At 72.8% G+C, this 13,636-nt stretch carries 9 protein-coding genes; 5 read left to right on the forward strand and 4 right to left on the reverse strand.

The features are described from left to right. Window positions 1-375 precede the first annotated feature (375 nt). Window positions 376-1,182: a TetR family transcriptional regulator gene (locus ACZ6JY_RS34210; RefSeq protein ID WP_469202274.1), complete on the reverse strand. Its 807-nt coding sequence runs from the start codon at window positions 1,180-1,182 to the stop codon at window positions 376-378. A 112-nt stretch (window positions 1,183-1,294) separates the two neighbouring features. Further along, window positions 1,295-3,076, reverse strand: a complete 1,782-nt coding sequence (locus ACZ6JY_RS34215; RefSeq protein ID WP_469202276.1) for a 3-hydroxyacyl-CoA dehydrogenase family protein — start codon at window positions 3,074-3,076, stop codon at window positions 1,295-1,297. Between the two features lie 342 nt (window positions 3,077-3,418). On the opposite strand from ACZ6JY_RS34215, the gene ACZ6JY_RS34220 reads away from it, so the two are divergent. Continuing rightward, window positions 3,419-4,000 carry an adenylosuccinate lyase gene (locus ACZ6JY_RS34220; RefSeq protein ID WP_469202278.1) on the forward strand — a complete coding sequence of 194 codons (582 nt, stop codon included), beginning with the start codon at window positions 3,419-3,421 and terminating at the stop codon, window positions 3,998-4,000. Window positions 4,001-4,018: 18 nt separating this feature from the next. Here ACZ6JY_RS34220 and ACZ6JY_RS34225 read toward each other — a convergent pair whose 3' ends face one another. Further along, window positions 4,019-5,623 carry an alpha/beta fold hydrolase gene (locus ACZ6JY_RS34225; protein ID WP_469202280.1) on the reverse strand — a complete coding sequence of 535 codons (1,605 nt, stop codon included), beginning with the start codon at window positions 5,621-5,623 and terminating at the stop codon, window positions 4,019-4,021. Window positions 5,624-5,801: 178 nt separating this feature from the next. Next, the gene (locus ACZ6JY_RS34230; RefSeq protein ID WP_469202282.1) at window positions 5,802-6,827 is read right to left on the reverse strand and encodes an Rv2578c family radical SAM protein; all 1,026 of its coding nucleotides are present in this window, start codon (window positions 6,825-6,827) and stop codon (window positions 5,802-5,804) included. A gap of 196 nt (window positions 6,828-7,023) precedes the next feature. On the opposite strand from ACZ6JY_RS34230, the gene ACZ6JY_RS34235 reads away from it, so the two are divergent. From ACZ6JY_RS34235 to ACZ6JY_RS34250, 4 genes are all read left to right on the forward strand, one after another. Beyond that, the gene (locus tag ACZ6JY_RS34235) at window positions 7,024-7,479 is read left to right on the forward strand and encodes an SRPBCC family protein (protein ID WP_469202284.1); all 456 of its coding nucleotides are present in this window, start codon (window positions 7,024-7,026) and stop codon (window positions 7,477-7,479) included. A 245-nt stretch (window positions 7,480-7,724) separates the two neighbouring features. After that, the gene (locus ACZ6JY_RS34240; protein WP_469202344.1) at window positions 7,725-10,100 is read left to right on the forward strand and encodes an MFS transporter; all 2,376 of its coding nucleotides are present in this window, start codon (window positions 7,725-7,727) and stop codon (window positions 10,098-10,100) included. A 156-nt stretch (window positions 10,101-10,256) separates the two neighbouring features. Continuing rightward, window positions 10,257-12,719 (forward strand): ATP-binding SpoIIE family protein phosphatase, encoded by a 2,463-nt coding sequence (locus ACZ6JY_RS34245; RefSeq protein WP_469202286.1) that lies wholly within the window; start codon window positions 10,257-10,259, stop codon window positions 12,717-12,719. A gap of 102 nt (window positions 12,720-12,821) precedes the next feature. Next, a complete protein-coding gene (locus ACZ6JY_RS34250) occupies window positions 12,822-13,547 on the forward strand; it encodes a class I SAM-dependent methyltransferase (protein WP_469202288.1) in 726 nt (241 codons plus the stop codon). Window positions 13,548-13,636 lie beyond the last annotated feature (89 nt).

The following is a 13,636-nucleotide window of genomic DNA, read 5'->3' on the forward strand; positions in this document are numbered from 1 at the left end:
AGCGCATCGGGGGATGCGCTGCTTGAGGGTTACGTCGGGGTGCTTGCTGTGCTGTGGAGGTGTGCCGTCGGTTCGGCGAAGGGTGGTGCTCGGCGACGCCCTGGTGGGGCGTGGGAGGTGCCTGTGACGCAGGCGTCCGGGCGCGCAAGCCGTGGCTTGTGGGGACAGCCGGCGTACGGAGGATCTCCGCACGCCGGCCGCCCGGACACCTTCAACGTATGGCACCGCGTGCCAGTGGGCAAGACACTGGGTGCCAGAAACTTTTGACCGATGATCGATCAGTGCAGGTCAGGGGCGCGCTGGGCATGGCAGAGGGGGCACTACCGGTGGGTAGCGCCCCCTCGTAAATCCAGGACGAAACGGGTCGAACAACGACTACGAGCGCTCGCGCAGCGCCTTCTCGATGGTCCGCATGACCTCATCCAGCGGGGCGTCCGTGCGGGCCACCGTGACCAGGACCTCACCCTGTGAGGACGCCGTCGCGGCCGCCGTGGCGGGCAGCGTGTCGCGCCCCGCGCCGATGCCCGAGCCGAAGGTGCGGCGGACGATCGCGAAGGCGCGGTCGAGCTGCGTCTCCACGTCGCCCTGGCCGCCGGCCCGCAGCCAGCGGCGCAGGACGTGGTTGTGGGCGGTGACCACGGCCGAGGCGGCGACCTCGGCGAGCAGCGGGTCGTCGTTGCCGTCGTGGTGCGCCTGCTCGTCGAAGTGGCCGAGCAGATAGCGCGTGAAGAGCCGCTCGTAACGGGCCACCGAGGCGATCTCGCGCTCGCGGAGCGTGGGTACCTCACGGGTGAGGCGGTAGCGCTCCACGGAGACCGCGGGCGACGCCGCGTACATCTTCATGACTTCCTTGATGCCGCGGCACACCGTGTCCAGCGGGTGCTCGTGCGGGGGAGCGGCGTTGAGGACCGCCTCCGCGCGGATCAAGGTGTCGTCGTGGTCGGGGAAGATCGCTTCTTCCTTGGAACGGAAGTGCCGGAAGAAGGTCCGGCGGGCGACCCCGGCGGCGGCCGCGATCTCGTCGACCGTCGTCGCCTCGTACCCCTTGGACGCGAAGAGCTCCATGGCGGCCGCCGCCAGCTCCCTGCGCATCTTGAGCCGCTGGGCGGCGGCGCGGCTGCCCGCGGCGCTCTCCGGAGCGTCGGGGGTTGCGTTACGTGAGGACTTGACGGCCTTGGACATGCCATGAACGTACTGCATGTGCGCGCCATGGTGCTCCTGAGGGACGGGGCCGCCCGGGGGCCCGAGCAGCCCGCCCCAGTCCGTCCGTTCGTCCGCGCGGTCCTCGGCCGGCTCAGCGCCGGGCATATTCGCGGAAGCCGCGGCCCGTCTTGCGGCCGAGGCAGCCCGCGGCCACCAGATGTTCGAGCAGCGGCGCCGGGGCCAGGCCCGGGTCGCGGAACTCGCGGTGCAGGACCTTCTCGATGGCCAGCGAGACGTCCAGGCCGACGACGTCCAGGAGCTCGAAGGGGCCCATGGGGTAGCCGCCGCCGAGCTTCATCGCGGCGTCGATGTCGTCCAGCGAGGCGTAGTGCTCCTCGACCATCTTGATCGCGTTGTTGAGGTAGGGGAACAGCAGGGCGTTCACGATGAAGCCCGCCCGGTCGCCGCAGTCCACCGGGTGCTTGCGGATGCTCGTGCAGACCTCACGGACGGTGGCGTGCACGTCGTCGGCCGTCAGCACCGTGCGGACCACCTCGACGAGCTTCATCGCCGGGGCCGGGTTGAAGAAGTGCATGCCGATCACGTCGCGCGGACGCGTGGTGGCGCGGGCGCAGGCCACCACCGGCAGCGACGAGGTCGTGGTCGCCAGGATCGCGCCCGGCTTGCAGACCTTGTCGAGCGCCGCGAAGAGCTGCCGCTTGGCCTCCAGGTCCTCGGCGATGGCCTCAAGGGCCAGGTCGACGCCGGCGAACGCCTCGTACGAAGCGGCCGGAGTGATGCGCTCCAGCGTCTCGGCGGCGGCCCCGGCCGTCAGCCTGCCCTTGTCGACCGAGCGCGCGAGGGACTTGCCGATACGGGCCTTGGCGGCCGCCGCCTTCTCGTCGGTGCGGGCGGCGAGCACCACGTCGTAGCCCGCCTTGGCGAAGACCTCCGCGATGCCGGACGCCATCGTCCCGGAGCCCGCGACGCCGACGGAGCGGACCGCCCGGCCCTGGACGCGCCGCCCGTCCTCCCGCGGGGTGAGCGCGTCGTCCACCACGTCCTCGCCGCCGGGCGCCGCGTACGTGTAGAAGCCGCGGCCCGCCTTGCGTCCCGTCAGGCCGGCCTCGCTGAGCTGCTTGAGGATCGGGGCGGGCGCGTGCAGCCGGTCGCGGGACTCGGCGTACATGGCGTCGAGGACCGTGCGGGCGGTGTCCACGCCGATCAGGTCGAGCAGGGCGAGCGGACCCATCGGCAGGCCGCAGCCCAGCTTCATGGCGGCGTCGATGTCCTCGCGGGAGGCGTACTTCGCCTCGTACATCGCCGCGGCCTGGTTGAGGTAGCCGAAGAGCAGCCCGTCGGCGACGAAGCCGGGGCGGTCGCCGACCGCGACGGGCTCCTTGCCGAGCGCCTGGGCCAGCTCGGTGACCGTGGCCACGGCGGCGGGCGCGGTGAGGACGGACGAGACGACCTCGACGAGCTTCATGGCGGGCGCCGGGTTGAAGAAGTGCAGGCCCAACACGCGCTCGGGCCGGGCCGATTCGGCGGCGAGGCGGGTCACGGAGAGCGCGTTGGTGCCCGTGGCGATGATCGTCTCGGGGCGCACCACGGCGTCGAGGCCGCGGATGGTCTGCTGCTTGATCTCGTACGACTCGGGGACGACCTCGATGACGAGGTCGGCGTCGGCGGCGGCCTGGAGGTCCGTGAAGGTGCGGAAGCGGGCCAGGATGCCCTGCCGCTCCTCCTCGGTGAGGTGTCCGCGGCGCACCGCGCGGGCGGTCGACGCCTCCAGGGCGGTGACCGCGCGGGTGGCCGCGGCCTGGCTGATGTCGATGCCGATGACCTCGCGGCCGCCGCGGGCCAGGACCTCGGCGATGCCGGTGCCCATCGTGCCGAGCCCGACGACGGCGACGGTGTTCAGGGGAGCGTCCATGGGTGGACTCCAGGAGGAGAGTGACGACTGAGGGGCGCACGCGGGCGACTGGCGCCTTGAGGCGTGCGGAAGGTGATGCCTGTCGTGTCCGGGCGGCGTCGCCGCGCGCACCGGTGAGGAGCCGACGGGCCCTGTCCCGGAGCCGACGTCGTACTGAGGTACCTGAAGTACCGAACCGACCAACACCCCGCGGCGGCTGCGTCACCAGGCCACCGCGGGAAAGGAACTGCTACGGGGAGTGTGCCCCGCTCACATGAGGTTAACCGGCGGGTAACGAGCGCGCCAGTCCTGAGTCTCTGTGACCTGCGTCGCCACCCACCACCGCCCATTAGGCTCACGGCCATGGATGACGAGTCGCGGAGGGTGACGGCACGTTTACGCCGCGAGGCGGAGGCCTCGCCCGGGCACGTGAAGCTGTACGAGAAGCTGGTCGCCACGGAGGACCTCGACGAGCTCGCCGAGGTGCTCGTCTCTCCGGGGCAGCCCCTGTGGACCCGGGAGCTGGCCGCGGTCCGCCTCGGCGTCGCGGGTGACCGCAGGGCCTTCGAGTCCCTGGTCCTCCTCCTCAACCACCGCGACCCGCCCCGCTGCGCCGCCGCGGCCCACGCCCTGGCGCGCCTCGGCGACCCGCGTACGGCCCGCGCGGCGGCGGCCCTGGCGACGAACGAACTCCGCGTCGCCTACGCCCTGCACCCCGTGCGCCTCCTCACCGAACTCCGCGCCCCCGAGTCGGCCCCCGCCCTGATCACCACCCTCGGACGCAGGCTGGTCCCGCACGACCCCTTCGGCAAGATAGCCCTGGCCTGCGTGGAGGGACTCGGCGCCCTGGGCGACGAACGCGCCCGCCCGGTCCTGACGGCGGCCCGGAGCCACCCGCGCCTGGCGGCGGCCGCCGCGGCGGCGCTGGCGCGGCTGCCGGGGTGAGGGGGCAAGGGGGGCCGGTCAGCGCGGTGACAGTGCCCCGCGCCGGGCCTCCGCGACGGCCCGTGTTCCGGCCTCGGCGCTCAGCGGCTTCGGGTCCGGTCCCGCCTCGCAGGTCGCGTCGGCCTCTTCGCCGGAGGCCCGCGGCAGCTCGCCCGTCGCCAGGTAGGACGCCAAGTGGGCGTCCAGGCAGGCGTTTCCGTTCAGGGTGATGCCGTGGTTGCCGCCGCCGGACTCGACCACCAGGCGGGAGCCGGAGAGCCTGCGGTGCAGCACCAGGGCGCCCTCGTAGGGCGTCGCCGGGTCGTCCGTCGCCTGGAAGAGGAGTACCGGGGGCAGCTCCGTGCTGGAGACGTCCGGGGCGCTCAGGTGATGGGTGCGCCAGAAGGCGCACGGAGCGTTGTACCAGGCGTTGTTCCAGGTGGAGAACGGGGCCTTCGCGTGGATCTCCGCGTGATCCGCGCGCCACGTCGCCCAGTCGCGCGGCCACAGGGCGTCCCTGCACTGCACGGCCGTGTAGACGCTGTAGCCGTTCTCCGTCACCGCGTCGGGCGCCGCGAGCTCCTCGTACGCGGCGACGAGCGGCCGGGCGTCGCCACCCTTCGCGTACGCGGCGAACGCCCGCGCGAGCACTGGCCAGTGGCCGTTGTCGTAGCCGCCGGGGATGAAGGTGTCCTCCAGCTCCGCGGCGCCCACCTTCTCGCCCGCGGGCCGCGCGGCGAGATCTTCGCGCATGGCGTGCCACCGGGCCTCGACCCGGGCGGGGTCCCCGCCGAGCCCGTACGTGGAGTCGTGCCGGGCGATCCAGGCCATCAGCGCCTTGTGGCGGACGTCGAAGGCGCGGTTCTGGCGGAGGTTGGCGTCGTACCAGACGGCCGTCGGGTCGACGATCGAGTCCAGCGCCATGCGGCGCACGCGGTGCGGGTAGAGCTTGCCGTACATGGCCCCCAGGTAGCTGCCGTACGAGTAGCCGAAGAAGCTGACGCGCCTGGCGCCGAGGGCCGCGCGGATGGCGTCCATGTCCTTCGCCGTGCTCACCGTGTCGATGAACGGCAGCACGTCCGCGTACTTCGCGTGGCAGGCGTCGGCGAAGGCACGGGCGCGGTCGAGGTTGGCCTTCTCCGTCGCCGTGCCGGCGGGGAGACTGCGGGGCCGTACGGGGGTGAAGTGGCCGGGGCGGCAGTTCAGCGCGGGCTCGCTCCGGCCGACGCCGCGCGGGTCGAAGCCGATGACGTCGTACTGCGCCGCGACCTTCTTCGGCAGCTTCTTCGCCACGGCCCCGGCCATGGCGAGGCCGCTGCCGCCCGGGCCGCCGGGGTTCACCAGGAGCGGTCCCTGCGAGGTCCGCGCGGTGTGCGGGACCCGGGACAGGGCGAGGGTGATCTTCCTGCCGCCGGGGTCGCGGTGGTCCAGGGGCACCTTCAGGGACGCGCACTGGAGCGTCGGGTGGGCCTCGGTGGCGCACTTCTTCCACGCCGGGGCGGCGGCTTCGGGGGCGGCTTCGGCGGCGGCTGCCGGGGCGGCGGCTTCCGGGGTGACGCCCGCGGCGGGTGCCACCGCGGCGGCCGTCCCGGCGAGCGCGACGAAGGAGCAGAGGGCGAGGGCGCGCTTGTTCGTCAGCTTCATCGGCTCATCGGCTCCATCGGCTTCCCAGCTGTTCAGGGCGAGGTCATCCGGGGCCGTGGACGCAACGACCTCGGGCGTATCGTCCCCGCAAGTCGCGTCCGAATTCTGCTGCTCTGCTGATGAATGACCCGAAAGGAGCAGTACCGAGGAAGGCGCCGGGCCGCTCGGCCGCCGGCCGCTAGAGCAGGGTGAGCTGCGTGGGGCCCGCCGGCTGCTCCGGCACCCGGATCCGCCGGGCGGCGCCCGCGCGCGTGGGCCCGATGCCGAACTCCTCGGCCAGCTCGTGCACATGGCGGGTGATGCGCCGCTGGTACCACTTCGGGGCATAGGCGCCTTCCGCGTACAGCCGCTCGTAGCGCCGTACGAGATGCGGGTGGTGCTGCCCGAGCCAGGCCATGAACCACTCGCGCGCGCCCGGCCGCAGATGCAGTACCAGGGGCGTCACCGAGGTCGCCCCTGAGGCGGCGACGGCCCGCACCGTGGCGCGCAGCTGGTCGGGGTGGTCGCCGAGGAAGGGGATGACGGGGGCCATCAGGACCCCGCAGTCGATGCCGTGCTCGCTCAGGGTGCGTACGACGTCCAGGCGCCGCTCGGGGGCGGGCGTGCCCGGCTCGACGGTGCGCCACAGCTCCCGGTCGGTGAAGCCGACGGAGACCGAGATGCCGACGTCCGTCACCGCGGCCGCCTCCCGCAGCAGGTCGAGGTCGCGCAGGATCAGCGTGCCCTTGGTCAGGATCGAGAAGGGGTTGCCGCGGTCGCGCAGCGCGCTGATGATCCCCGGCATCAGGCCGTAGCGGCCCTCGGCCCGCTGGTAGCAGTCGACGTTGGTGCCCATGGCGATGTGGTCGCCGTGCCAGCGGGGCGAGGCGAGCCTGCGCCGCAGCAGCTCGGCGGCGTTGACCTTGACGACGATCTGGCTGTCGAAGTCGAGGCCGGTGTCCAGGTCGAGGTAGCTGTGGGTCTTGCGGGCGAAGCAGTAGACGCACGCGTGCGTGCAGCCGCGGTAGGGGTTGACCGTCCATTCGAACGGCATCCGGGACGCGCCCGGCACGCGGTTCACGATCGACCTGGCCCGTATCTCGTGGAAGGTGATTCCCCTGAACTCCGGGGTGTCGAACGTCCGTGTGGTGATCGCGTCCGCGCCGAACAGCGCGGCATCGGCGGGGCCCTGACGCGGTCCGTCGGAGAGATTCTCCCAGCGCATGACGCCTCCTAGATAGCACTGGCCACAGAATAGAACACATGTTCCCTTGATCGTGCGACCGGCACGGCGCGACGGCCCGGTACCGGCTGCCGCCGGGCCGAGCGCGGCCGCGGCCATGGCCACGATTTGGGGGCCCGGTGTGCCGGGTGGTTGGCTTTCCGTGAACTCCCCGAAAAACAAAGCTGGAGGAAGTGCCATGGCGCAGGTCGAAGCTGTCACGGAGCGGGTCGTAGCGGCGAAGCCGGATGAGGTCTTCGACGCGCTGGCCGACTACAACGGCACGCGTCCGAAGCTCCTTTCGGAACACTTCAGCGAGTACGAGGTGCGCGAGGGCGGTGACGGCGAGGGCACTCTCGTCCACTGGAAGCTCCAGGCCACCAGCAAGCGCATCCGCGACTGCCTCCTGGAGGTCAGCGAGCCCACCGACGGCGAGCTGGTCGAGAAGGACCGCAACTCCTCCATGGTCACCACCTGGACGGTGACCCCGGCAGGCGAGGGCAAGTCGCGTGTGGTCGTCTCCAGCGTGTGGAACGGCGCGGGCGGCATCGGCGGCTTCTTCGAGAAGACCTTCGCGCCCAAGGGGCTCGGCCGGATCTACGGCGTGGTGCTCGACAACCTCGCCCGCGAGGTGGAGAACCCGGCCGCCGCCTGACCCGGCGGAGCTGCTTTCACGCTCACCGTTTCGAGTGGTTTTCCGTTCGGTCCCGTTGTACGCCGTAGGGCTCCCACCGGCGCTAACGTCCGAGCGGCCCCCGTGGGGGCGACTCGTCGCGCTTGCTCGTAGTTGTCGCGTAATGCGAGAAATGGGCGGCGCAGGCGCGACGAGGGGAGCAGTACGTGGGCGGGACGACGCTGGTGAAGGCCGCCGGGCGGAACGGCGCGGCGGCCGTGGAGACGGTGCCGCTGCGGGCCGGGGAACCGGGAGCCGGCCAGGCGCCGCCCCCGCCACCTGATCCGGCGGCGCTCGGGCTCAGCCCCCGCCGGGTACGGATGGTGTTCTTCGGGCTGATGCTCGCCCTGCTGCTCGCCGCCCTGGAGCAGATGATCGTCGCCACGGCGCTCCCCAAGATCGTCGGAGAGCTGCACGGCCTGGACAAGATGTCCTGGACCATCACCGCCTATCTGCTGACCTCCACCATCGGCCTGCCCATCTACGGCAAGCTCGGCGACCTCTTCGGCCGCAAGGGCGTCTTCCAGTTCGCGATCGTCGTCTTCGTCGTGGGCTCGGCGCTGGCCGGCTGGTCGCGGACGATGGACGAGCTCATCGCCTTCCGCGCGATCCAGGGCGTCGGCGCGGGCGGTCTCATGATCGGCGTGCAGGCGATCATCGCGGACATCGTGCCGCCCCGGCAGCGCGGCCGCTACATGGGCCTGATCGGCGCCGCGTTCGGCCTCGCTTCGGTCGCCGGACCGCTGCTCGGCGGCTTCTTCACCGACCACGCCTCCTGGCGCTGGTGCTTCTACTTCAACGTGCCCTTCGGCCTGGTCACGCTGCTCGTCGTCAGCCTCGTGCTCAAGCTGCCCAAGCCCACGGGCAAGGCCCGCCTCGACGTGCTGGGCGCGCTGCTGCTCGCCGCCGCCTCGACCTGTCTGGTGCTGCTCACGAGCTGGGGCGGGACGGAGTACGCGTGGGGCGACCGGGTCAGCCTCGCTCTCGCCGCCGGGGCGGCCGTCAGCGGCGCGCTCTTCCTCGTCGCCGAGAAGTTCGCCGCGGAACCGATCATCCCGCTGCGCCTCTTCCGCGACCCGGTCTTCAACATCACCGGCCTCGTCGGCATGATCGTGGGCGTCGCCCTCTTCGGGGCGGCCAGTTACCTGCCGACCTTCCTTCAGATGGTCGACGGCGCGAGTGCCACCGAGTCGGGGCTCCTGATGCTGCCGATGATGGGCGGCATCGTCGGCGCCTCGATCATCTCCGGGCAGCTCATCAGCCACACCGGCCGCTACAGGATCTATCCGGTCCTCGGCGGCGCCCTCTCCGTCGCCGGCATGTGGCTGCTCTCGCGGCTGGAGACCGACACCTCCCGAACGCAGTACAGCCTCTGGATGGCGGTCCTCGGCGCGGGCATCGGCCTGATCATGCCCGTGCTGGTCCTCGCCGTGCAGAACGCCGTGCGCCCCACCGACCTCGGCACCGCCACCAGCGCGCACAACTACTTCCGGCAGATCGGCGGCAGCGTGGGCGCCGCGATCTTCGGCACCCTCTTCGCCGACCGGCTCGCCGACGCCCTCGGCGACCGCATCCCCGCGGGCTCCGGCGGGAAGCTGCCCGACGCCGAGTCCCTCACCCCGCAGCTCGTCCACGCGCTGCCCGCGCCGCTGCGCGAGGGCTACATCCAGGCCTACGCCGACGCGATGCCGCGCATCTTCCTCTACCTCGTGCCGGTGCTCGTCCTCGGCATGCTGATCACCTTCTTCCTCAAGGAGACCCCCCTGTTGTCCAGCGCAGCCTCTCCCGACGCGACCGCCGCCGAGCCCACGGCTGTCCCGCACGCCCGCGCCGCAGGGCCCGCGGCGGGCGTCCCCGTCTGCGGCACCGTGCAGCACGCCGACGGCACCGTGGTGCCCCGCGCGGCCCTGACCCTCATCGACGTCGCCGGGCAGCAGATCGGGCGCGGCGCGAGCGGCGAGGACGGGCGGTACGCCCTGGCGACGCCCGGGGCGGGCTCCTTCGTGCTGATCGCGGCGGCCGGCGGGCACCAGCCGCAGGCCGTGACCGTCACCGTCGGCGAGCGGCCCGTCGAGCTGGACGTGGTGCTCGGCGGCGCGGGCCGCCTCGCGGGCACGGTGGTGACGGCCGACGGAACGCCGGTCAGGGACGCCGCCGTCACCCTCACCGACGTACGCGGGGAGGTCGTCGCCACCACCCGCAGCGGCCGCGAGGGCGGCTATGTCATCACCGAGCTGGTGGCCGGCGAGTACACCCTGGCGGCCAGCGCCCCCGCCTTCCGGCCCGCCGCGCTGCCGGTCAGCGTGCAGGCCGCGCGCGAGACCCGCCAGGACGTGGAGCTCGCGGGCGGGGCGGTGCTGCGCGGCACCGTGCGGGCCGGCGGCGGCCGTCCCGTCGAGGACGCGCGCGTGACGCTGCTCGACGCCGCGGGCAACGTCGTGGACACCCTCACCACGGAGGCGGACGGCACGTTCCGCTTCGTCGACCTGTCGTCCGGTGAGTACACCGTCATCGCGGCGGGCTACCCGCCGGTCGCCACCGTCCTCCAGGTCGCGGGCGGCGGCCGCACCGAGCGGGACCTCCAGCTCGGCCACGAGGACTGAGGCCGCGGTGGGGGGGCGTGCGCCGGAGGACTGTGGCCTCCGGGCAATTCCCCCATTGCCCCGCACCGCGACGTGCGCCGGTCGTACGGTGGTTGATGGCGCCTCAGATTCCCGCGCCGCCTCGGATCTCCGCGCCGCCGCGGAAGGAGCACGGCCATGGGACAGGGCACTCCGGACGGACCGGTGGCGCGCGGTGCCGTGGCCGGACGCATACCGCTGGCCGTGGTCGTCGTCGACGCCGCCGGTCTCGTCTCGCACTGGAGCGTCGGCGCGCGCCGCCTCTTCGGGTGCGCCAGGGCAGAGGCCATCGGCCGCCCCGTGGGCGATCTGCTGCCCGTGCACGGCGCGATCCCCCAGGACCACGAGCCCTACGGCGCCTACGACGGGCTCGGCCCCGACCTGGAGATGTCCCTCGACCGCCGCGTCTCCTACCCGGCCGCCGGACGCGCCCGGCTGACGGGGCCGGGGCCGCGGGGCGACCGCGTCGATGTGCTCTGGTGGGCGTATCCGCTGGTCGGGCCGGGTCCCGAGCGGCTCCTCGTGCTGGCGGCCGACGCCGAGCGCCCGGCCGGGGCCGAGGGTGCGCCGCGGGGCGCCGGGGCAGGGCGCGGCGAGCGGGTCGAGCGCATCGCTCCCGGCTTCGCCCTGCACACGGACTTCCCCGAGGCCGACGAGCTCGCGGACCGGCTGCCCGAGATCCTGCCCAGCATGAGCGTGGGGGAGAGCTCCCGCATCGTCTCCCAGGTCCTCGACCTCGGCTATCCCGTCCTGGAGTTCAGCCGCCACGACCGGGTGCCCGTCACCCCCGACTGGGGCGTCGCGCGGCGGGCCGAGCGCAAGGCCCGCAAGGAGCGCGCCGAGCGGGACGCCGCGCGCGGTCTTCCCCGTCCCGGGCCGGACGACGACGAGGGCGAGGACCTCGAATACGCGGCGGTGCGCGAGCGTCTGGAGTTCCTCAACGAGGTCAGCGGCCGCATCGGCTCCTCGCTCGACCTGTCGCGCACGATCCTGGAGGTCAGCAGGGCGGTCGTGCCGCGCTTCACGGATGTCGCGGGCACCTATCTGCGCGAGCAGGTCGTGGCGGGCGAGGGCTTTCCCGATGGCCCGCCGGACGAGACCACCCTGTGGCACCGGGTCGCCGTGGAGCACACCGACGAGCCGGGCCGCTGGGACGACGTCGTGCCGGTCGGCGAGTCCATGCCCTTCCCGGCACACACGCCGTTCTTCCAGTGCATGACCTCCGGCGACCCGGTGCTCGTACCGCGCATCACCGAGGAGATGGGCAACGCCATCGCCTCGCAGTTCGAGAAGCGCGACATCCGCCCGCTGATCAACCACCGCTCGATGCTCGTCGTACCGCTCAAGGCGCGCCAGGTGGTGCTCGGCTTCATGATCCTGCTCCGGCACCGGGAGCGGCCCGTCTTCAACGACATGGACCGCGTCACCGGCGCCGAACTGGCCGCCCGCGCCGGGCTCGTGCTCGACAACGCCCGCATGTACACCTACCAGGAGAGCGTCGCCGACACCCTCCAGGACAGCATGCTGCCGCACATCCAGCCGCGCATGCCCGGCTGCGACATCGCCACCCGCTATCTGCCGGGCACGCTCCTCGGCCGGGTCGGCGGCGACTGGTTCGACTCCGTGAAGCTGCCGGGGTCGAGGACCGCCCTTGTCGTCGGCGACGTCATGGGCCACGGGCTCAACTCCGCCGCCATGATGGGACAGTTGCGCACGGCCGTGCAGACCATGGCCGCCCTCGACCTGCCGCCAGAGCAGCTCCTGCGCAACCTCGACGACCTCGCGCAGCGCCTCGGCGAGCACTATCTCGCGACGTGTCTGTACGCGGTCTACGACCCGATCGCGGGCGAGCTGTGCCTCGCCAACGCGGGACACATACCGCCGGTGCTCGTCCGCGCCGATGACGGCCGCAGCGAACTCCTCGACCTGCCCACCGGGGCGCCCATCGGCGTCGGCGGCGTCCCCTTCGAGTCGGTCCGCGTCCGCGTGGCCCCGGGTGACCGGCTGCTCATGTGCACCGACGGCCTGGTCGAGGTGCGTGGCGAGGACATCGGCGTCGGCCTCGCCACGCTCACCGAGTCCGCCGCGCATCCCGCGGCGTCCATGGACGACGCCTGCGACACGATCATCCGGACTCTCGCCGCGACCTTCGCCGACGCGGGCAGCGGCGGACGCAAGGACGACGTGGCGCTCCTGATGGCCCGGCTCAACGGCGTCGCGGGGGAGGACGTCGCGCACTGGCGGTTCGCCCTCGACCCGAGCGAGGTCGGCAGGGCCCGCGAGCTGGTCCGCGGGCAGCTTCGGGCCTGGTCGCTCCAGGCGCTCGCCGGCACGGCCGAACTGCTGGTCAGCGAGCTGGTCACCAACGTCGTACGGCACTCGCGCAGCAGCCGCGTCGACCTGCGCCTGGTCCGCTCGGGATCGCTCGTGTGCGAGGTCGAGGACGACGACCACACGCTGCCCACGCTGCTCAGCGCGGGCCCCGACGACGAGTTCGGGCGCGGCCTGGGCGTCGTCAGCGCGCTCGCCAGGGAGTGGGGCACGAGCCGTACGAACTCCGGCAAGACGGTCTGGTGCGAACTGGACCTGCCCTCGCGGTGACCGCGGGCGCCGGCCCGATGCCTTGTGGGCGCGGCCCGGGGGCGGTAGACCGATCTGACCGCCCGCTACGGCGGATTCGCGTCGCACCCCGGGGAGTCACGCATGAGCGTCACGAGTCGGTACAAGGAGGCCTGGGAGGCGTTCTGGCAGGCGGCGCCCGCCGAGCCGGGCGCCGTGTTCTGGGACGCCGAGCCCGCCCTCACCGCGGCACTGCATATGGCCCTGTTCGAACCCCACCTGGGGGCCGATGGCCTGCCCCTCGTCGACCTGGGCTGCGGCAACGGCACGCAGACCCGCTTCCTCGCCGGCGGCTTCCCGCGCGTCGTCGGCGTCGACCTGTCGCTCGCCGCGATCGAGCGCGCCCGGCGCGCCGACCCCGCGGGCGAGGCGGAGTTCCGGCAGCTCGACGCCGTGGAGAAGGGCGCGGCCCGGCTGCTGCACGAGGAGCTGGGGGACGCCAACGTCTACATGCGCGGCGTCCTCCACCAGTGCGACCCCGCCGACCGGCAGCCCCTGGCCGACGCCATCGCGGCGCTGACCGGTGAGCGCGGCAGGGCCTTCGTCGTCGAACTCTCCGAGACGGCCAAGCCCGTCCTGCTCGGCCTGGCCACGCGCCCGGAGGGGCCGCCGCCGAAGCTCGCCCCCGTCTTCGCGCACGGCCTCGCGCCCGCCGAAGTGCTGGACGACGCCGTGCCCCGGCACTTCGCGGCGGCGGGCCTCGCCGTCCTGGCGATCGGTGAACTCCCGCTCGCCACCACGGAGTTCACGCCCGACGGCTCCCGCATCGAACTGCCCTCGCGGTGGCTGGCGGTGGGGCGGGCGCGCTGACCCGCGGGGACACTGATCGCATTTGTTTTCGTCAGAACCGTTGACGAACTCCGGTCGCCCTCCTAGCTTCAACGCGTCGTACTTCGTAC

The sequence above is a fragment of the Streptomyces sp. NPDC046335 genome, from assembly GCF_055587985.1.